We start from the raw sequence: 18,249 nt of genomic DNA on the forward strand, positions 1-18,249 counted from the left end.
CGGCTGTGGATTCACGTCTCGAGTACGGGCGAGGCGTGAGCCGCTCTCCAGGAGTTCTCTGGCAGGCATCTCGAAGGGAAGCCATGTATTTGACGCAAGGCCTGCACCGCGCTGTCCAGCGGACTCCGGCGCGGCCGGCAACGATCTTCGGCGATCGAGTGCGGACCTGGGCCGAGTCGGGAGAGCGGGTGGCACGTCTCGCTGCGGCACTCAAAGCGGTCGGAGTGCGGACCGATGACCGAATAGGAATGCTCGCCCACAATTCGGACATCTACCATGAGTACTTGTTGGCAGTGCCCTGGGCGGACGCGATCATGAATCCGGTGAACACCAGATGGAGTGTGGCGGAGATCGGCTATTCTCTGCGCGACTGCGACACCCAGGTGCTGCTGGTTGACGGCGCGTTCACCTCGATCGTCCCTCAGCTCCACGCTGCCGTGCCGATGCTGCGGACAGTTATCCACATCGATCCCGGGCCCGTCCCCGATGGCGCGTTGAGCATGGAGGCGCTCATTGCGAAGTACGATCCTGTGCCTGATGCGCGTCGTGGTGGAAATGCGCTGGCCGGGATCTTCTACACCGGCGGCACCACCGGCCGGTCGAAAGGCGTGATGCTCAGTCATGCCAACATGCTCGCGTCGGCCTTCGGGATGGAGGCGACCCGACGGCGGCAGCACAGCAACTCGGGGTCCGGTGGCCGCACTCTGCACGTCGCTCCGATGTTCCATATCGCCGGGTGTGCACCATGGACGGAAGCCATGACGCTGGGGCGAACGCACGTGTTCGTGCCCCGTTTCACTCCTGCTGGAGTAGCGAAAGCGATCGAACGGTTCGACATCACCGACACGCTGCTGGTCCCCACCATGATACAGATGCTGGTTGATTCCCCGGACACCGCGGATGTGGACTTGTCGAGCTTGGAGAAGCTGACCTACAGCGCGTCGCCAATGTCTGATTCGGTCCTCCAGCGGGCCATGAAACGGCTGCCCACCACGGAGTTCACCCAGGTGTACGCGATGACCGAACTGGGGCCGGTGATCACGATCCTGTCCCATGAGGACCATGCGGATGCGCGCCTGCGACGTTCGGTCGGCCGAGCGGCACCCCACTGCGAGGTGCTGGTGGTCGACAAGCAGGACCGAGAACTGCCACGAGGTGACGTCGGGCAGGTCATCTGCCGCGGCGCGAGCGTGATGCGGGGATACTGGGATCTCCGAGACATGACCGCCGATGCACTGCGCAATGACTGGATGCACACCGGCGACGCCGGTTACATGGACGAGGAAGGATACGTCTTCATCGTCGACCGGATCAAAGACATGATCATTTCTGGCGGCGAGAACATCTACTCCGCGGAGGTCGAGAACGCACTCAGCTCGCACCCGGCAGTAAGGTCCTGCGCGGTTGTCGGCGTGCCCGACGAAGCCTGGGGTGAGCGGGTGCACGCGGTTGTCGTGCCGGCTGGTGATGATCGGCCCGATGTCGAGGTGCTGCGGGAACACGTCAAACAGAGCATCGCCGGCTACAAGGCGCCCCGCACCGTGGCGTTCGTCGACGCGCTGCCATTGTCGGGCGCCGGCAAGATCCTCAAGAATGAGCTGCGCGCACGCTACTCGCCGCGGGAACCGTAGGAGTGCGACCAGCCTGCCTCGATTTCATCTCTTCCTACTCTCGAAGTGGAGTTGTCCGGTGAAACTCGGCACCTCTCTGCGATTCCTCTTTCCCGCGTCCTCGTCCACCTTCGCCAGATTCCGAGCGATGCTGGATGCACTGCCGCCGGGTGGCTTCATCGAGCGACCCATGGGGGCGGTCTCGACCGAGACGCAGGCCGCGAACCTGGTCGATGTGGCCGCCGCTGTCCGCGACGCGGATCTCGACATGTTGATCGTCGGAGATCACCATGCCGTGCCGCCGACCTATGCGAACTCCTTCTCGCCGGTTCCGACGCTGGGGCGTCTGATGGCGACGACGGGCTCGATGCCGCTGGGTGCGGTATTCCTCGCCCCCTTCTATCACCCGGTCCTGCTGGCCGAGCAGATCGGGACCTTGGCTGCCTTCGCGCAAGGGCCATTGGTTGCGACGCTGGCGCTCGGTCAGGACGAGCGCCAGTTCACGGCGTTCGGCATGGAAGAACGTAGTCGTGTCGTCCGCCTCGAGGAGACGGTGCGTGCTCTGCGCGGACTGCTTGCCGGTGAGGCCACGACGATCGAGGGGCGCTACCACCGGTTGGACGGCGTCCGGTCCGGCCCCTCGCCTCGCGTGCCGGTGTCGATCTGGCTTGCGGGCACCGTGCGCGCGGCGGCGGAACGGGCGGGCCGACTCGGGGACGGCTGGCTGACCGGACAGAACGTGCGTCGCGGCGAGCTCGTGGAACAGCTGGATACCTACCGGGAAGCCGCTGCCCGCCACGGTCGCCCGGCTCTCCCGGTTCTGCGTCGCGACATCTACGTGGGAGAGTCCGATCACGAGGCGGAGCAGGTGGTGTCCAAGATCCTCGCCGAAGGCTACCGCGGTGGTAGCCGGGACCAGCTGTTGGTGGGTTCTGCTAGTACGGTCACAGAACAACTCGAGGAATATCGAGCACTGGGTTTCGACCACGTTCTGGTGCGCCACGTAGTGGGCGATCATGAGCAGATGATTCAGTCGTTCACGCGCATCGGTGAGACGATCATTCCTCGCCTCCGCGCTCTTGCGCCCCTTGCGTAGTCCTCGACGGGTCCGGCCGCGGAAGGGGTGACGGTCGGGTGAACCGTCCATCTGTGCCGATCATGACGAGTATCGCCTGTGCCACACGATCGCGACAGCGAACCCAAGTAGATGATAATCATCATGTATGGTGTCGCGGGGAGAGGGGTTCTGATGGGTCGGGTGTCACGGGCCGTTGCGGATCAGCACCGGGAGCAGGTGGTGGCAGCCGCTGCCCGCCTGCTGCGGGAGCGCGGGCTCGAAGGTGTGAGCGTTGCCGAGATCATGGCCGAGGTGGGGCTGACAACAGGTGGCTTCTACCGCCACTTCGACTCGAAGGACTCGTTGGCGGCCGAAGCCATCAGCGAGGCGTTCGACGAGACGCTGGGAACGATCGCCCAGTTCGCCGAGCAGCACCACGACCATCGCGAGCGTGCCCGCCAGGAGCTCGCCGAGTTCTACCTATCGACCGAGTCCCGGGACTCTCCCGGCTCCAGCTGTCCCTCCACCGCGTTCGGCAGTGATGTGTCCCGAGAGGAACCGACGAGCGCGCTGCGAGCTGCCTACGTGGCGGGCGTTCGCCGGTTCATCGAGGTGCTCGGTGGGTTCTACGGTGACGACGACGCTCAGCGCCAGGACCACATTTCGACGCTGTGCACTCTCGTGGGGGCCCTGCACCTGGCTCGAGCCACCGCAGGTGACCCGCTGTCCGACGAGATTCTGGACAGTGCACGCGCCCACGTCCTGCGGACAGGACGATAAAGCAGGCTCTCGGCATCGCGAGCCGCTATCTGCCCGAGGATGAGGCTGTGCGCTGAGGCCTGGTCGCCGTTCGCGCAGTCGGAGCGGCTACCTAGCCCGACACGAGCACGAGGATGCCGGAGATGATCGCGAACCCGAGCACGAGCGTGCGCATGAGCGGTCCGTCGACACGGCGGTGGACGGTGCGGCTGAGCGCGGCGCCGATGGCGAGGGCGGGCAGGAGCAGGAGTGCCGTGCGGATCTGGTGAGCGTTCACCTTGCTGGTGGCGGCGAGCAGCCCGAGCGAGAGGACTTCGCCGATCACGAAGCAGATCGCGACGGTGGACCGCAGCACCGGCGCCGGCCGGTGCTGATGGACCAGTGCCAGCGGCGGACCCCCGACGCCGGTGGCCGTCTCGGTCACGCCGGTGACCGCCCCCACGGCGACCAGCGCTCCCCGGCCCGGCACGAACGACGGAACGAGCAGCGACACCAGCGCGGCGAGCACGGTGGACCCACCGATGAGCAGGCTCAGCCCGCTTGTCGACACGGCCGCCAGGACCCACAGGCCGGCCGCCGTGCCGGCGACACGTCCAGCGGTGATCCACCCCGCGCCGCGGAAGTCGATGGCGTGCCGTTCGCGGCAGGCGACGTACACGTTGAGCGGGATCATGAGGACGAGGAGCACCACCGGGAGCAGGGGCGGCTCGATCAGGCCGATCACCGGCGCGACGATCAGCGCGAAGCCGAACCCGGTGGCGCCCTGAACGAACGCGGCGAGCACGACCAGGAGCCCCGTGGCCACGAGAAGGCCCGTGGTCACCCGGAGTCCCTCACCCGGTGTGGCGCACAGCGGAGCCTGCGGACCGGCTCCCGTACGGGGTCCCACGACGGCACAGACACAACGACCAGTATGAGTGTCGCGCCACCCAGTAGGCACGATGCCGCGATCCCGTCCCGCCCCGGCGCCGGAACCCGCGCTCGTCACTGTGTGTCCCTGGCGGGTCGGAGGGATCAGGCGGGCGGATGCCCGTCCATCGTGATGGCCAGGGTGCTCCGGTAGGCGCTCCCGTCATCGGCGGAGGCGCTGTCAGCGGGAGGCTGCGCCGGCTGCCGTGGACGGACGTGGATGGCGCGGTAGGCGTAGCCGTCCTGCTGCGCGGACTCCCATTCCAGCTCGACGAGCTGCCCCGGCTCGAGGCTGCGGAACCCCGGGACCGCGATGTGGCTGAAATGCGTCCAGCACCCGCCGGGCGTCGATGCGGAGTCGACGACACCCCACCCCTTGCCGGCGTCCCAGGTCCGGACCGTCCCTTCGGTCGCCATGCCCGTCATCATGGCTGAGCTCCGACCTCCTCGGGGACTCTCAGAGACCGAACGCCCCGCCCTCGATGAGGATCGCCAGTCCGATCCCGATCAGGACCAGGGGAAGCACGATGTGCCCCCACCTGCTCTGTGCACGGGCGACGAGTGGCCGTGTCGCGAAGAACAGGCCCAGGGCGCACCAGGCCGCCACCAGGACGAGGAAGACGACGCAGTAGACGACCAGGGCGCCGTTGCCGGTGGCGGTGAGGACGGGGACGTAGACGCCGATGTTGTCGCCGCCGTTCGCCAGCGTGACCGCGGCGGCGGCGAGGATCGACGGCCCGCCCGCAGCGTCCGATGTCGGTTCGTCCTGCGGGTCGTCGCGGTGTCGCCAGGCCTGCCGGCCGGCGCGGATGCCGAGCAGAAGCGGCAGCAGCCCCAGGTAGGGGATGGCCGCGTCCGGGAGCAGGCCGGCCCCGAGGGCTCCCACGATCGACACCGCCAGGATCGCGGCGAAACCGAGGTACTGGCCGATCACCACGCGGGTCGCGCCGCCGCGGTGTCCGGCGGCCCGGCCGAAGAAGAGCGCCAGGACCAGGACGTCGTCGATGTTGGTGACGGCGAACATTCCTGCTGCCTGGCCTATCAGACCCAGCGCCACGGGATCCTCCGGCTCCTGGCGACCCTGCGGCACGGTAGCTGTGGGTGTGACTCGCGATGAGCAGCAGGCTGCCGTCGACGGAGCTGAGGAGCACGTCTCAGATGCGACATAGGCAAAGGCGGTACGCTTCCTTCGTTCTGACCGTGTGAGCCAGGTGATCAGGGAGTCAAGGCGATGCGTGCCATCCAGTACGACCGTTTCGGGAGCTACGACGTCCTCGAACTCGTGGAGGTGCCCGAGCCGGTCGCCTCCCCCGGGCGGGTGGTCGTACGCATGACCGTCGCGGGGGTCACTCCGCTGGACGAGACGGTGCGGTCGGGCAAGCTGGCCCCGACCCTGCACAAGCCGCTGCCGATCCGGGCCGGCGGCTCCGGCGTGGGGGTCGTGCAGGAGCCGGGCGTCGCCGGGCTCGCGGCGGGGACGCGGGTGGTGCTGAGCGGTGGCCGCTACGGCGTGAGCGACGACGGCGCCTGGGCCGACTTCGTCGCCGTCGACCCGGCCCACCTGGTCCCGGTCCCGGATGCGATCGACGACGTGACAGCGGCGGCGCTCACCACGGGCGCCGGGTATCTCACCGCCTACCTCGCCCTGACCGAGCTGGCCGGTTTCCGGGAGGGCCGGAGCGTCCTCGCTCCCGGAGTGGGAGGCGCAGTCGGCCAGGGGGGAGTGGAGGTCGCCCGCGTCCTCGGCGCCTCGCTCGCCATCACCACCGCCACCAGCACCGAGAAGGCCGAGCAGGGGCGGGCCGCGGGGTATGAGGTCATCGACCTCACCCGGGAGTCGCTGCGCGACGGCGTCGCCCGGCTCACCGACGGCAGGGGTGTGGACGTCGCCCTGGACGGCGTCGGGGGAGCGGTCACCGGGGAGGCGCTGGGCTCACTGGCCGTCGACGGCACACTGATCAGCATCGGCTACGCCGGCGGCATGCAGGCCACCGTGAACGTCACCGACCTGATCTGGAAGAACGCCCACATCCACGGCTTCCGCTTCGCCCTCTTCACGGCCGAGCAGGTCACCGCGGCCACCTCCGCCCTGCTCGACGTGCTCGCCCGAGGTGATCTGCACCCGGTGATCTCGCACGTCTTCCCGCTGGAGAAGGCGGCTGCGGCGCAGCGCGAGCTTGCGGAAGGCGGCCCCTTCGGCCGCGTCCTGCTCGCGCTCTGATTCCCGGCTCAAAAGGTAGGAGCCGTCATCCGGAGGCCTTCGACGAACCTCCGCGCCTCTCGGTCAAGGAACGATGAGCGCCTTCACCACGCGCTGTGCGGCGACGTCCTCGAGCGCGGTCTGGGCATCGTCGAGGGCGTACTCCCGGCTGATGAGCTCGGTCCAGGGGAACTGCTGCGCGTAGCGCGCCATCACCCGAACCGCGCGATAGACGTGCCCCACATCGCTGCCCCAGCATCCGCGGATGTCCAGGTGCTTCTGGTTGAGGTCCAGGTGGGGATTGAACCTGGCGTCGCCGGCGTCGGTGTACTGCCCGACGACGACGTACCGTCCGGCGTCGCGGGTGAGTCGCATTCCTTCGGGCACCGCTGCCGGCGCTCCGGTCGCCTCGATCGTGACATCCGCTCCGCGTCCCCCGGTCAGCTCCCGGATCGTCGCGAGCCGCTCCTCCGGGGTGGTCGAGCCGATGTCGATCACGGCATCGGCTCCGAACCGGGTCGCCGCGTCCAACCTGATCTCGGGGCCTCCGACGACGATCACGGACCCGGCACCGCGAAGTTGGGCGAGGACGGCGGCGCACAGGCCGACCGGTCCGGCGCCCTGGACGACGACGGTGTCCCCGAACGCGATCTCGCCGAGCGTCACCGCGTGTAGCGCGGTCGGCATTCCGCAGCCGCCTGCCAGGAATGCGCGCCAGTGCAACTCGGCAGGCAGGGGAACCACGTGCACGCCAGGTCGCAGATAGATGTACTCCGACCAGCCACCGAGCAGGCCGTCGTCGGCGGAGAGGGTCACGCCGTAGACCTTCCGTGACGGGCACCGTGTGGTGGCGTGCCCGACCGTGCAGTACCAGCACCGGCCGCACGTGCCGTACACGTCGAGGAACGTCACGACCTGTCCCACCGCCAGCGGCGCCCCCGACACATCAGTCGGGAGCGGCGCCGACGCGTCCGCGGGACCGATCTCGGCGATCTGACCGACGCTGACGTGCCCCGGGATGATCGGGTACGGCACACCCGCGAGTTGGCCCTTCCACAGGTGCGCATCCGTGCCGCAGACCTCACTGCCGAGCGTTCTCACCAGGACCCCGCCCGGTTCGGGCTCGGGCCGGTCGAACTCACGCAACTCGAGCGGCGCTCCGGGTCCGGGCATCACAACTGCGGAGATCACGGGTTCCTCTTCACGTCAGATCCGTCGTGGACGTGGCCTCATGCTAGGTCGGGGGCCACGGCATACCCGGGATCGGCCGGTACCCGCACTCCGTGCCGCGTCACGCCGCCTTCGCGTCCTGGAGCACGAGCCGCAAGGCGCGGAGCGCGTGGTAGGTCCGTGATTTCACGGTGCCGGGGGGAACTCCGAGCCGTCGTGCGGCCTCGGCGATCGAACTGTCCTGGTAGTAGATCGCCACGAGTACGTCGCGGTGTTTGCTGGTGAGTTTGCCGAGGGCGTCGAGGAGGGACCACCGCTGCAGGATCTGTTCGATCTCGTCGTTTGCGGGGACCGCCTCCAACACATGTTCGTTGGTGACGAGGACCGGCCGTGAGGCGTGTGCGCGCCAGGTGTCCGTGACGATGTTGCGGGCGACGGTGAACAGCCAGGCACGCAGGTTGTCCGGGCCGAGATCGATACTGCCGGCTCGGCGCCAGGCGCGTACCAGTGATTCTTGAACCACTTCTTCGGCGAGCGCGTGGTCTCGGGTCAGGCGCAGCACGAACGTGAACAATGGGCCGGTCACGCAGTCGTAGAGTGCTCGGGCGAAGATATCCGCCTCGTACGGGCAGAGCACTGGTTGTGCCGGCTCCTGGTAGCCACTCATGATGCGGTGTTCTCCCTTGGTGGTGTTCGAGATGGAGTGGTTTTTACTGCTCCGGCCCCGCGAGAGCAGTCCTGCTCTTTCCGGCCAGGAGCGCCGATATTTCCATAGGAGCATCGTACGTTTCGGATTGTATGGTGCAAAGGTGGTGCTGCCGCTAGTAGTAGCACTGCCAGGGGCCCTATTGTGCATGCTCCCTACTCTCTTCGGTCCGGGGTGACCGTTGTAGTGTCGGCGGATGGCCATGCTTCAGTTCGATGAGAACGGTGCTCGCGATATCGAGCGCACCTATGCCAGTCCGGAAGTCGTGGCCCAGCGGGAACAGGTGCTGTCATTACTGGCATTGCAACCGGGAGAGCGTGTCCTCGACATCGGATCCGGCCCGGGCTATCTGACGGCGTCCATGGGTGCGGCAGTGGGGCCGACGGGGGCTGTGCACGGGATCGATCCGAGTCCGGCCATGAATTCGCTCGCCGTCGCCCGGAGTGCGGACATGCCGTGGGTCCGTATCGACGACGGTGACGCCGTCGCTCTGCCCTACCGCGACGGCACGTTCGACGCGGCCGTGTCGACCCAGGTCTACGAGTACGTGGTGGACATGCCGCAGGCGCTCGGCGAACTGCGGCGGGTGCTGCGCCCGGGCGCGCGCGCGTTGATCCTCGACACGGACTGGGACTCGCTCGTGTGGCACACGGCCGACCGGGCGCTGCACCAGCGGGTCGTTGCGGCGTGGGAGGAGCATCTCGTGCACCCCCGGCTGCCCCGGACGCTGCCGGGACTGTTGCGCCGCGCTGGCTTCACGGTCACCGAACGGAAGGTGTTGGTGCTGTTCAACCCCCGGTTGGAAGCCCACTCGTTCAGCGCGAGCACGATGCCGACGATCGCCGGGTTCGTCGTCGGCAGGCAGGGCCTCACCGCGGCGGACGTCGAGTCGTGGCTCGCCGACCTCCACGCGCGCAGCGACGAGGGCGACTATCTCTTCAGCGTCAACCGCTACGTGTTTCTCGCGTCGACGCCCTGATCCTCGGCGCTACCGTCCGGCCATGGCCTGGACCCACCAGACGGAGATCGGTGACGGAGAGGTCGCGGCCCGGCCGCGGTGACCGTCTGCCGCATCACGGATCCTGGTTCACCCGGCCTGGTAGCCTCCGAACAGGTTGAGGTGGACCTGTGCATCGGGCCACACGTGATCGTGAAGCGGAGTTCGGCATGACAGGCGGAGAAGGCGACGACATCTCCGGGTGAGCCCGGAGTGTGACGCCATCGGCACCCGCGCACTGCGGTGCTGCTGCCGGCGGCTGTGCCCTTTGTCGAGCCTTCCTGCCCTCCGCCAGGTGTGCCGTCTGCATGCCTGCGCCGAACACGAAAGTCCTTTCATGTCCGACGTCATCGTCTGCTCGAACGTCACCTTCTCCTGGCCTGACGACACCCCGGTCTTCGACAACCTGTCCTTCAGCGTGGGCAGTGGACGCACCGGTCTGGTCGCGCCCAACGGCGCGGGCAAGAGCACGCTGCTCAAGCTGATCGCCGGCGAACACCGGCCCCTCGCCGGATCCATCTCCGTCGAGGGCGTGCTCGGTTACCTTCCGCAGACGCTTCCGCTGGCCGGCGACCTCAGCGTCGCCGAGGTGCTGGGAATCGCCCCGGTGCTGGAAGCGCTGCGCGCGATCGAGTCCGGCGACACCGGCGAGGAGCACTTCACCACCGTCGGCACCGACTGGGACATCGAGGAACGTGCCCTCGCCGAACTCGACCGGCTCGGTCTCGGCGATGTCGCGCTCGACCGCCGCCTGCGGACGCTCAGCGGCGGCCAGGCCATGTCACTCGGCCTGGCGGCGCAACTGCTCCGGCAGCCCGACGTCCTGCTCCTCGACGAGCCGACGAACAACCTCGACCTCGACGCGCGCCGCAAGCTCTACAACGTCCTCGAGGAGTGGAAGGGCCTGCTGCTCCTGGTCAGCCACGACCGCGCGCTGCTGGACCGGATGGACCGCATCGCCGAGCTCGACCGGGGGGAGATCCGTTTCCACGGCGGGAACTACACCGACTACGAGGAGGCGGTGCGGTCGGCCCGCGAGGTCGCGGAGAAGAACATCCGCAGCGCCGAACAGGGTCTGAAGCGGGAGAAGCGGGAGATGCAGACCGCCCGCGAACGCGCTGCCCGCCGGGCAGGCAACGCATCCCGCACCATCAAGTCCGCCGGCCTCTCCCGGCTCCACGCCGGGAACCACCAGCGCCGGGCGCAGGAGTCGGCCGGAAAGGCCAACGACCTGCACTCGCAACGGGTCAGCGACGCCAGGGCGAAGCTCGACGAGGCGGGCCTCGCCCTGCGCGACGAGCAGAAGATCGCGCTGGCACTGCCCGGCACCCACGTTCCCGCCGGGCGCACGGTGTTCGACGGCAGGGCGATGCAGGTCCGTTACGGCGACCGGGCGATCTTCGCGGGTGCCGGGGCCGACCTGACGATCCGGGGCCCGGAGCGGATCGGGCTGCTCGGTCCGAACGGCTCCGGCAAGTCCACGCTGCTCCGTGTCGTCGGCGGTGACATGGAGCCGGAGAGCGGTGACGTGCGGCGTGCGGACGGGCGGGTCGCCTACCTGTCGCAACGGCTGGACCTGCTCGACCCCGACCGCACGGTGGTGGAGAACCTCCGGGCGTTCGCCCCGGAGATGCCGGATGCCGAGCTCATGCACCTGCTGGCCCGGTTCCTGTTCCGGGGTTCCCGGATCCGCCTCCCGGCCCGGGTCCTGTCCGGTGGCGAGCGGCTGCGGGCCACTCTCGCCTGCATCCTCTACTCCGAGCCGGCGCCACAGCTGCTGCTGCTGGACGAGCCGACCAACAACCTCGACCTGCTCAGCGTGGGACAGTTGGAGAGCGCGCTCCACGCCTACGAGGGCGCACTCGTGGTGGTCAGCCACGACGAGCGGTTCCTCTCGCAGATCAGGGTCGACCGCTGGCTCCGGCTGTCCGAGGGGCGGTTGGCCGAGACGGGCGCACCCGCAGGCGGGTGAGCCGGGCGGTCGTCGACCGGCCCTGCACAGATGCGAGGGGAGGAGCCCGGATGCGTGAGCTCGCCGGACGGATACGTTCCGTGGATCCCGACGCCGGGGCGGCGCTCCAGGTGATCGCTCACTTCGACGCGCTCGTCGAGGCACGCGCCGGCCTGGAGGCGACGGTCCGGGCGGCCGCGGTGCTCGCCGGCTGTCCGGCCGGCATGGCCGACCGCGCACGGCGCCTGCGGATCCGGGTCCTTCCCGACGGACAGCGAGCCGACGGCGAGCCCACCGGTGTCGAACTGCCCGTGTCGTCCGACCGCGACGACGCCGTCGTCTGGCTGGAACGGTCCGGCGACCGGCCCGCGGCCGACGGCGCCGGCAAGGCCCGGATGGAGCTCGACAGGATCCTCGTCGAGCGGCTCGCCACCACGGTCCGGATCGTGCTGGACCGCACCTGGTCGGACGCGCCGACGGTCGACCCGGCTTCCGTCGAGCTGCTGGTGGACGCCGCCGTCGACGAGAGCGCCCGCGCCACCGCGGCCCGCCGCCTCGGACTGCCGCCGGACGGCATGTTCGTGGTGACGGTCGGCATCGGCGGCACGCCGGGGCGCCGGCGGGCACTCACGGCGCGGCTCGGCGACCTCGACGTCACCATCGAACCCGACGGCCGGCGCAGCGCACCTCTCGCGCGATGCTCCGCCACCGGGCCGCCCGTCGAGCTGCGGGACCTGCCGTCGTCCTACCAGCAGGCACGGCTCGCACTGCGGTTCACCTGCGCCGGCGTGGACGAACCCGGCCCCGCACACGTCGATGCCGCTGCCCTGGGCGGGCTGCTGGCGCTTGCGGACGGCTGTGACTCACCGGCCGCGATCGCCGAGACGGCCCTGCTCGACCGCGTCACCTCGGCGCACCCGTGGGCGCTGGCCACCCTCACCGCCGTGGCGGCCGAGGCCAGCCTCCGAGGTGCGGCGGCCACCCTCCACGTGCATCACTCCACGGTCCAGGGCCGGGTCGAGCTGCTCGACCGGGCACTGGGGTACCCGGTCGCCACCGCGCTCGGCCGGACGCGGCTCACCGTGGCCCTGGCGCTCCGGCGGCTGCGGCGTAACCGCTGGTAGAACCGGTGGTCCGCCAGACGGCGGGCAACAGCCGCCGCGCGACGGCTACGGGCCACGGCGTCCGGAGGCCTAACGTCCGGTCGATGAGGAGCTGGACATGACGAAGGTGCACCCGCCGTTCGACCCGGAGGTGGCCGCGGCGCTGGTGGCGGTCAACGGGGCACTGCCCTCGTCCATCACCCCGGATCTGATCGGCCTGCTGCGCGGGATGACCGCGGCCGGCTACACGATGGGCCTGGACGAGATCCGGCGGCACGTGCATGCCGACGAGCTGACGGTGCCGGGGCGCACCGGTGACCCCGACGTCGCGCTGCTCGTCCTGCGTCCGAAGGACAGCGACCCCGCTGTCGCTCTCCCCGGGCTGTACTTCATGCACGGCGGGGGGATGGTCGCCGGCACCCGCCGCACCGGCATCGACTGGGCGCTCGGGTGGATGGCGGCGATCCCGATGGTGGTGGTCAGCGTCGAGTACCGCCTCGCCCCGGAACACCCGCACCCGGCGCCCGTCGAGGACTGTTACGCCGGTCTGGCCTGGGTCGGTGAGCACGCCGTCGAGCTGGGGATCGACCCCGGCCGGGTGGTGATCGCCGGGGGCAGCGCGGGTGCAGGCCTCGCCGCCGCCACCGCCATGATCGCCCGGGACCGGGGCGGCCCCCGGCTGAGGGGGCAGATGCTGATCTGCCCGATGATCGACGACCGCGCCATCACCCCGTCGAGCACCGAACTCGTCGGCGAAGGCGTCTGGGACAGCGTCTCCAACGCCACCGGGTGGTCGTCGCTGCTCGGCCCCGCCGCGGGAGGACCGGACGTCTCCCCGTACGCCGCACCGGCACGTGCCACCGATCTCTCCGGGCTGCCGACAGCGTTCGTCGAAGCCGGCTCCGTCGAGACCTTCCGCGACGAGTCCGTCGACTACGCGTCCCGCATCTGGCAGGCGGGCGGCCAAGCCGAGCTGCACGTCTGGCCGGGTGGCTGCCACGGCTTCGACGAGGTGGTTCCGGAGGCCCCGATGTCGCGCGAGGCGCGCGCCGCCCGGGTGAACTGGCTCCGTCGCGTACTTGCCGTATGAATGGCCCTCACGCGCCCGACGCGGGTGGCAGGGGGATGGCGGCGAAGATTCCGTCCGGGTCGAAGTGGGCCTTGGCCGCCCGCAGCCGCGCAGCGTTGGAGCCGTAGGCGTGCGCGATCTGCTCGTCGGCGTCGGAGCCGAGCAGGCCCGCGTAGCCGCCGGGGAGAGCGTGCGGCGCCAGCGCGGCGGAGACCGAGTCGGCCCATGCCACGTGGCGGTGGGCGTCGGCGTCGTCCGGCGCCCACGACGCGATGATCTCGGTCATGAGGTGGTTGCGGCGGATGCCGAACGCGGTGCTGTCGAGGGGCACGCGCGCCGCGGCTCCGTGGAAGTGGTGGAGCAGGATGGCGGACATCGGCGAGGTCCGGGCCGCACCGGTCTCGAGGAGGGCCGAGATGACGTCCGGGCTGTAGCCGGCGACGGTGCGCGTGCGGATCGCGTAGTGGCTGCCGGGGATGATGAAGGGCTCCTGCAGCCCCAGGACTTCGCCGTAGGTCAAGGATGCGACCTGCGACATCAGGGGAGTGCCCAGCCGTTCCAGCTCGGCGATGACGTTCGCGCCCTGCGCCAGGTCGCCGCTCCAGGTCGGGGACAAGAGAGCTGTGGGGTTGCCGTCCGGGCCCGACAGGATCCCGCCCTGCACCGTGAGCTCGTCCGTGTCCGTGGCGAGCACCTCGTTCAGGCCGCGCAGCACGCTGTCGGCCTGTTCCCAGGGAAACACGATGAACCCCGCCAGCACCCGGTCGAGGGGGTGCAGCCGCACGCGCAGCGACGTCACGACGCCGAAGTTGCCCCCACCGCCGCGGAGCGCCCAGAACAGCTCCGGCTCGTGCTCGGCGTCGGTGGTGACCAACCGCCCGTCGGCGAGGACCACGTCCGCACCGAGCAGGTTGTCCAGCGCCAGGCCGGCCCGGCCGCACAACGGACCGTAGCCACCCCCGAGCGTCAGGCCGGCCATGCCGACCGCGCCGATACACGCGCCGGTGACGGCCGCCAGGCCGAAGGGAGCGGCGGCACTGGTGACGTCGCGTGCGTTGGCGCCGCCCGCCACGGTGGCGACCCGCGCGTCGGCGTCGATCGTGACCTCCCGCATGAGCGACAGGTCGATGACGAGGCCGTCGGGCCGCAGCGCCCGGCCGGCCCAGTCGTAGCCACCGCTGCGCACCGACAGTGGCAGGCCGTGATCTTGTGCGGACCGGACCGCGGCCTGTACCTCGGCGGGAGTCTCGGGCCGCACGATCAACGCCGGTTCAGCCGTCACGGCGAAGTTCCAGATCTCCCGGGCCTTGTCGTACGCGGGACCCGAGACGAGGACCCGGTCCGAGCCGAGCTGCCCTGACAGGTCCTTCACGGCGGACGCCGCCGGCTCGTTCGTGCTCATCGTTCCCCCTCGTACCGCCGCAGCGGTGTGCCGACGTGACGGCTCCGCGACGCGGTGGAGCCGCAGTCTCGTTCTCATAGCTGACATCTGTTGATCAGAGTAAGCCTCTGATGAGAAGAGCGGTAAGGTACCTCCGTGACGCAGACCACCGGGAGCGGCCGCCGGGTCACTCGCCGTGCGGAGTACGCCGAGACGACCAGGCGCGCGATCGTCGCTGCGGCGCGGACGCTCTTCAGCGAGAAGGGCTACTTCGCGACGAGGGTGGACGAGATCGCGGCCACCGCCCGCGTCGCGCCGGCCACGGTCTACGCCGTCACCGGCGGCAAGCAGGGGTTGCTCCGGACGCTCGTCGACGAGTGGTCCGACGCCCCCGTGGTCGCCGAGGCTCGCGCGGAGATCGCGAAGCTCGACGACCCGGCGGAACTCCTGCGCTTCCTCGCCGCGCTCACCCGGAGCATGCGGCAGGACTACGGCGACATCATGCGGCTCGTCATCGCGTCGGCCCCGCATGACGCCACCGCGGCGGAAGGCCTGGCCACGGGGACTGCGCGCTACCGCGACGGCATCTTGTTCGCGGCACAGCGCCTCGCCGATCTCGGAGCCCTGCGGGACGGGCTGACCGCCGAGGAGGCGTTGGACGTCCTGTGGTTCTACTTCGGGTACGCCGGGTTCTTCACCCTGGTCGACGACAACGGGTGGTCCTATCCGACGGCCGAAGAATGGCTGCGCGACGCCGCCTCCCGAGCGGTCCTGAAAGAGGTCGCCTCGGAATGAGGCGCTCGACCCGGCGTGGCGGCGATATCACCGCCGCACGTCGTAGACGCGGTTTGTGAGGCTTTCCACGGCAAGTTTCCAGCTGTGCAGCCCGGCGGCGTCGGCGATCCGGCGCATCGCTTCCTCGCCCGCGTGGTTGCCCAACGCCTCGGGGCCCTGCTGAGCCATCGCCGAGGGCAGGCACACGGCGACAGAGGTGGACATGAAGGACCGCCCGATCGGGTTGATGTTGTCGAGAACGTTCGCCGACACGTTCGGTTCGACGATCATGCAGGTGCCGTCCTCGGTCAGTGCCTGCGCGGCGCGGTGGAGAGCGCCACCGGGGTCGCCGAGATCGTGCAGGCAGTCGAAGAAGGTGACCAGGTCGTAGTTCTCACCCGGAAAGTCCTGGGCGGTGGCCACCTCGAAGCTCACCTGGTGGCCCAGTCCCTGCTCGGCCGCCAGTTGCCGAGCCGCTTCGACCGACGGGCCGTGGAAGTCGTAACCGACGAAGCGGGATGCGGGGAAAGCCTGGGCCATGAGCAGCGTGGAGTGGCCGTAGCCGCAGCCCACGTCGGCAACCGACGCGCCTCGCTGGAGCTTCTCCACCACGCCGTCCAGGGCCGGGAGCCACTCGGACACCAGCGCCGCCGCGTAGCCGGGACGGAAGAACGTGGCGACACCCTCGAACAACGCGGGGCCGTGCTGCTGCCAGCCCACGCCGTCGCCGGTGCGGAAGGCTTCCACAAGTGCGTCCTCGGTGCCGTAGAGCGCCTGGAGGATGAGGAAGGAGCCGATCGCGAACGTGGGTGACGTCGGGTCGGCCAGCACCGCGGCATGCTCGTCGGGCAGCGTGTAGGCGTCGGTGGCGGGGTCGTAGAGCACGTACTCCCCGGCCACCTGGGCGGCCAGCCATTCCCGCACGTACCGCTCGACCGAGCCGGTGCGGTCGGCCAGTTCCTGCGACGTCAGGGGCCCGGCGCCGGCCATTGCCGTATACAGCCCGAGCCGGGCGCCGATCGCGGTGGAAACTCCCGCGAATGCTGCAGCGCCGTCGGCGACCACCCGTCCGAGGAACTCCATTACCCGATCCTCATCGAGCATTCCGGCGGAATCTGTCACGATGTACCCTTCCTTGCCGCTATTTCGCGCTCGCGAATACGGGAGCGTCGAGTGGTTCACAGGCTACCCACAGCCGGTATCCCGATGGCAAGGATTGCAGGATCAACGATTTGACAAATCTTCGCAACCTGCATGGATTGTCATCTGCGGGCGCATACGTCGCTCCTCAGCGGGCGAATGCGGCGAAGGTCAGCACGTCGTTCTCGATCAGCCGTGCGGCGATCGCGGCCGGGGCGAGCGCTCCGGGAGTCCACACGCCGCCCGGTCTGTCGTGGAGGTCGTGGAGCACACAGCGGGCGGCCTCGAGGGCCATCGCGGCGGTCGCGTCGTAGCCGGGGTTGCCCTCCCCGGAGACGGTGGCCGTCATCCGGTGTCCCGCGGCGTCCGTGCCGAGCACCAGGATCTTGTAGGAGGGCGCCCCGCCGACCGCCGGACCGGCCTGGTCCACCGCCGGCGCACCGGCCACCCGGGGTGCCACGATCGCCGCCATCACGGCGGTGATCCCGTCGGCGATCTCCCGCCCCGCCTCCCCCGGGCCGGCGAGCATCATCTCGTCGTAGGTGAAGTCCTCGCCCCAGGCGTGCCCCTGCAGCGCGTTCGAGCGGTGCAGGTTCGCCGCGTTGATCGGGGCCATCACCCAGGGCGCGGCCCACATCCCCAGCCGGTCGTCGAACTCGGGCCGGGTCGGCCACGGCTGCTGCGGTCCCTGGAAGCCGCCTGCCAGCAGGAACGGGTCGGCCGCCAGCGCGCCGGTCGCGTGGTCGGCCCGCGCCGCGTCGGCGGACGCGACGAGGGTGGAGATGGTGCCTGCGGTGAACCCGCCGACGTCGGTGAACGCGATCCTGCTGCTCACCCGGGGGAGTGGGGCGTCCCACCGCTTCCGCGCCTGCGTCTCGAGCACGTGCACGCCCAGCTCGAAGGGCAGGGAGTCGAACCCGCAGGAGAAGACGATCCGGGCCCCCGTACGGCGGGCGTCGGGCTCGAAGCGGTCGATCATGTCGCGGACCCAGAGGGGCTCGTTGGTGATGTCGACGTAGTCGGTGCCGCTCGCCGCGCACAGTTCGACCAGCAGCGAGCCGTGCCGGAGGAAGGGGCCGACGGTGCTGAGCACCGCCCGGGTGCGCGACACCAGGGCGTGCAGGGAGTCGGCGTCGTGAGCGTCGGCGACGAGGAGCGGAGTGTCCGCAGGGGCACCGATCTTCTCGCGCAGGCGGTGCAACGCCTCCCCGTCGCGCCCGGCGAGGCCCCACCGGAGACCCTGGCCGTGGCTCATCAGGCGTTCGGCGACGAGCCGGCCGGTGAACCCGGTGGCTCCCCAGACGACGAGGTCGAGGTCGGCCTGACTGGACGCGTCGGCAGCAATCACGCCGAGGAGACTAGTAGTCGCAGGACGTGCGAATCCGGCAGCGGCGACGCCTCGTGCGGGAGGCAGGGGACGGGC

Annotated in this window: 17 protein-coding genes; 9 read left to right on the forward strand and 8 right to left on the reverse strand. The window is 69.8% G+C overall.

Annotation, left to right across the window (positions count from 1 at the left end):
- The first annotated feature begins 83 nt into the window (after nt 1-83).
- The 3 genes from AC5L35_RS17965 (at nt 84) to AC5L35_RS17975 (ending at nt 3,447) form a co-directional block, all read left to right on the forward strand.
- Entirely contained in the window at nt 84-1,631 is a 1,548-nt protein-coding gene (locus AC5L35_RS17965) for a long-chain-fatty-acid--CoA ligase (protein ID WP_495060791.1), read from the forward strand.
- 58 nt (nt 1,632-1,689) lie between these two features.
- The gene (locus tag AC5L35_RS17970) at nt 1,690-2,706 is read left to right on the forward strand and encodes an LLM class flavin-dependent oxidoreductase (protein ID WP_495060792.1); all 1,017 of its coding nucleotides are present in this window, start codon (nt 1,690-1,692) and stop codon (nt 2,704-2,706) included.
- Nucleotides 2,707-2,859: 153 nt separating this feature from the next.
- On the forward strand, nt 2,860-3,447 hold the full coding sequence (locus AC5L35_RS17975; protein WP_495060793.1) for a TetR/AcrR family transcriptional regulator: 588 nt from the start codon (nt 2,860-2,862) through the stop codon (nt 3,445-3,447).
- Between the two features lie 91 nt (nt 3,448-3,538).
- On the opposite strand, the gene AC5L35_RS17980 is transcribed toward AC5L35_RS17975, so the two are convergent.
- From AC5L35_RS17980 to AC5L35_RS17990, 3 genes are all read right to left on the reverse strand, one after another.
- Complete coding sequence (locus AC5L35_RS17980; protein WP_495060794.1) at nt 3,539-4,249, reverse strand: sulfite exporter TauE/SafE family protein; 711 nt, start codon at nt 4,247-4,249, stop codon at nt 3,539-3,541.
- A gap of 191 nt (nt 4,250-4,440) precedes the next feature.
- Nucleotides 4,441-4,752: a cold-shock protein gene (locus AC5L35_RS17985; protein WP_495060795.1), complete on the reverse strand. Its 312-nt coding sequence runs from the start codon at nt 4,750-4,752 to the stop codon at nt 4,441-4,443.
- Nucleotides 4,753-4,792: 40 nt separating this feature from the next.
- Complete coding sequence (locus AC5L35_RS17990; RefSeq protein WP_495060796.1) at nt 4,793-5,392, reverse strand: cadmium resistance transporter; 600 nt, start codon at nt 5,390-5,392, stop codon at nt 4,793-4,795.
- Nucleotides 5,393-5,566: 174 nt separating this feature from the next.
- Here AC5L35_RS17990 and AC5L35_RS17995 point away from each other — a divergent pair, with 174 nt between their 5' ends.
- Nucleotides 5,567-6,556 (forward strand): quinone oxidoreductase family protein, encoded by a 990-nt coding sequence (locus AC5L35_RS17995; protein WP_495060797.1) that lies wholly within the window; start codon nt 5,567-5,569, stop codon nt 6,554-6,556.
- 63 nt (nt 6,557-6,619) lie between these two features.
- On the opposite strand, the gene AC5L35_RS18000 is transcribed toward AC5L35_RS17995, so the two are convergent.
- Together AC5L35_RS18000 and AC5L35_RS18005 are read right to left on the reverse strand one after the other, a co-directional pair.
- On the reverse strand, nt 6,620-7,726 hold the full coding sequence (locus tag AC5L35_RS18000) for a zinc-binding dehydrogenase (protein WP_495060798.1): 1,107 nt from the start codon (nt 7,724-7,726) through the stop codon (nt 6,620-6,622).
- Nucleotides 7,727-7,826: 100 nt separating this feature from the next.
- Nucleotides 7,827-8,372: a sigma-70 family RNA polymerase sigma factor gene (locus AC5L35_RS18005; protein ID WP_495060799.1), complete on the reverse strand. Its 546-nt coding sequence runs from the start codon at nt 8,370-8,372 to the stop codon at nt 7,827-7,829.
- A gap of 235 nt (nt 8,373-8,607) precedes the next feature.
- On the opposite strand from AC5L35_RS18005, the gene AC5L35_RS18010 reads away from it, so the two are divergent.
- From AC5L35_RS18010 to AC5L35_RS18025, 4 genes are all read left to right on the forward strand, one after another.
- Entirely contained in the window at nt 8,608-9,390 is a 783-nt protein-coding gene (locus AC5L35_RS18010) for a methyltransferase domain-containing protein (protein WP_495060800.1), read from the forward strand.
- Between the two features lie 355 nt (nt 9,391-9,745).
- Nucleotides 9,746-11,380 (forward strand): ribosomal protection-like ABC-F family protein, encoded by a 1,635-nt coding sequence (gene abc-f, locus AC5L35_RS18015; RefSeq protein WP_495060801.1) that lies wholly within the window; start codon nt 9,746-9,748, stop codon nt 11,378-11,380.
- A gap of 50 nt (nt 11,381-11,430) precedes the next feature.
- A complete protein-coding gene (locus tag AC5L35_RS18020; RefSeq protein WP_495060802.1) occupies nt 11,431-12,483 on the forward strand; it encodes a helix-turn-helix domain-containing protein in 1,053 nt (350 codons plus the stop codon).
- Nucleotides 12,484-12,580: 97 nt separating this feature from the next.
- Complete coding sequence (locus tag AC5L35_RS18025) at nt 12,581-13,552, forward strand: alpha/beta hydrolase (RefSeq protein WP_495060803.1); 972 nt, start codon at nt 12,581-12,583, stop codon at nt 13,550-13,552.
- A 7-nt stretch (nt 13,553-13,559) separates the two neighbouring features.
- Here the strand turns inward: AC5L35_RS18025 and AC5L35_RS18030 are convergent, their stop codons facing one another.
- On the reverse strand, nt 13,560-14,933 hold the full coding sequence (locus AC5L35_RS18030) for an FAD-binding oxidoreductase (RefSeq protein WP_495060804.1): 1,374 nt from the start codon (nt 14,931-14,933) through the stop codon (nt 13,560-13,562).
- Between the two features lie 135 nt (nt 14,934-15,068).
- Between AC5L35_RS18030 and AC5L35_RS18035 the strand changes: the two genes are divergently transcribed.
- Entirely contained in the window at nt 15,069-15,707 is a 639-nt protein-coding gene (locus tag AC5L35_RS18035) for a TetR/AcrR family transcriptional regulator (RefSeq protein ID WP_495060805.1), read from the forward strand.
- A 27-nt stretch (nt 15,708-15,734) separates the two neighbouring features.
- On the opposite strand, the gene AC5L35_RS18040 is transcribed toward AC5L35_RS18035, so the two are convergent.
- Together AC5L35_RS18040 and AC5L35_RS18045 are read right to left on the reverse strand one after the other, a co-directional pair.
- Nucleotides 15,735-16,769: a class I SAM-dependent methyltransferase gene (locus AC5L35_RS18040; protein ID WP_495060806.1), complete on the reverse strand. Its 1,035-nt coding sequence runs from the start codon at nt 16,767-16,769 to the stop codon at nt 15,735-15,737.
- Nucleotides 16,770-16,974: 205 nt separating this feature from the next.
- Nucleotides 16,975-18,174, reverse strand: a complete 1,200-nt coding sequence (locus AC5L35_RS18045) for a saccharopine dehydrogenase family protein (protein ID WP_495060807.1) — start codon at nt 18,172-18,174, stop codon at nt 16,975-16,977.
- Nucleotides 18,175-18,249: the final 75 nt, after the last annotated feature.

This window comes from Pseudonocardia sp. OZ21 (assembly GCF_059359135.1).

Excerpts from the sequence above, each read along its gene's own strand:
- AC5L35_RS18010 (WP_495060800.1), top strand. The coding sequence starts at position 8,608 with ATGGCCATGCTTCAGTTCGATGAGAACGGTGCTCGCGATATCGAGCGC.
- AC5L35_RS17985 (WP_495060795.1), bottom strand. The coding sequence starts at position 4,752 with ATGGCGACCGAAGGGACGGTCCGGACCTGGGACGCCGGCAAGGGGTGG.
- AC5L35_RS17965 (WP_495060791.1), top strand. The coding sequence starts at position 84 with ATGTATTTGACGCAAGGCCTGCACCGCGCTGTCCAGCGGACTCCGGCG.
- AC5L35_RS18025 (WP_495060803.1), top strand. The coding sequence starts at position 12,581 with ATGACGAAGGTGCACCCGCCGTTCGACCCGGAGGTGGCCGCGGCGCTG.
- AC5L35_RS18030 (WP_495060804.1), bottom strand. The coding sequence starts at position 14,933 with ATGAGCACGAACGAGCCGGCGGCGTCCGCCGTGAAGGACCTGTCAGGG.
- abc-f (WP_495060801.1), top strand. The coding sequence starts at position 9,746 with ATGTCCGACGTCATCGTCTGCTCGAACGTCACCTTCTCCTGGCCTGAC.
- AC5L35_RS18020 (WP_495060802.1), top strand. The coding sequence starts at position 11,431 with ATGCGTGAGCTCGCCGGACGGATACGTTCCGTGGATCCCGACGCCGGG.
- AC5L35_RS17975 (WP_495060793.1), top strand. The coding sequence starts at position 2,860 with ATGGGTCGGGTGTCACGGGCCGTTGCGGATCAGCACCGGGAGCAGGTG.
- AC5L35_RS18005 (WP_495060799.1), bottom strand. The coding sequence starts at position 8,372 with ATGAGTGGCTACCAGGAGCCGGCACAACCAGTGCTCTGCCCGTACGAG.
- AC5L35_RS17995 (WP_495060797.1), top strand. The coding sequence starts at position 5,567 with ATGCGTGCCATCCAGTACGACCGTTTCGGGAGCTACGACGTCCTCGAA.
- AC5L35_RS18040 (WP_495060806.1), bottom strand. The coding sequence starts at position 16,769 with ATGGAGTTCCTCGGACGGGTGGTCGCCGACGGCGCTGCAGCATTCGCG.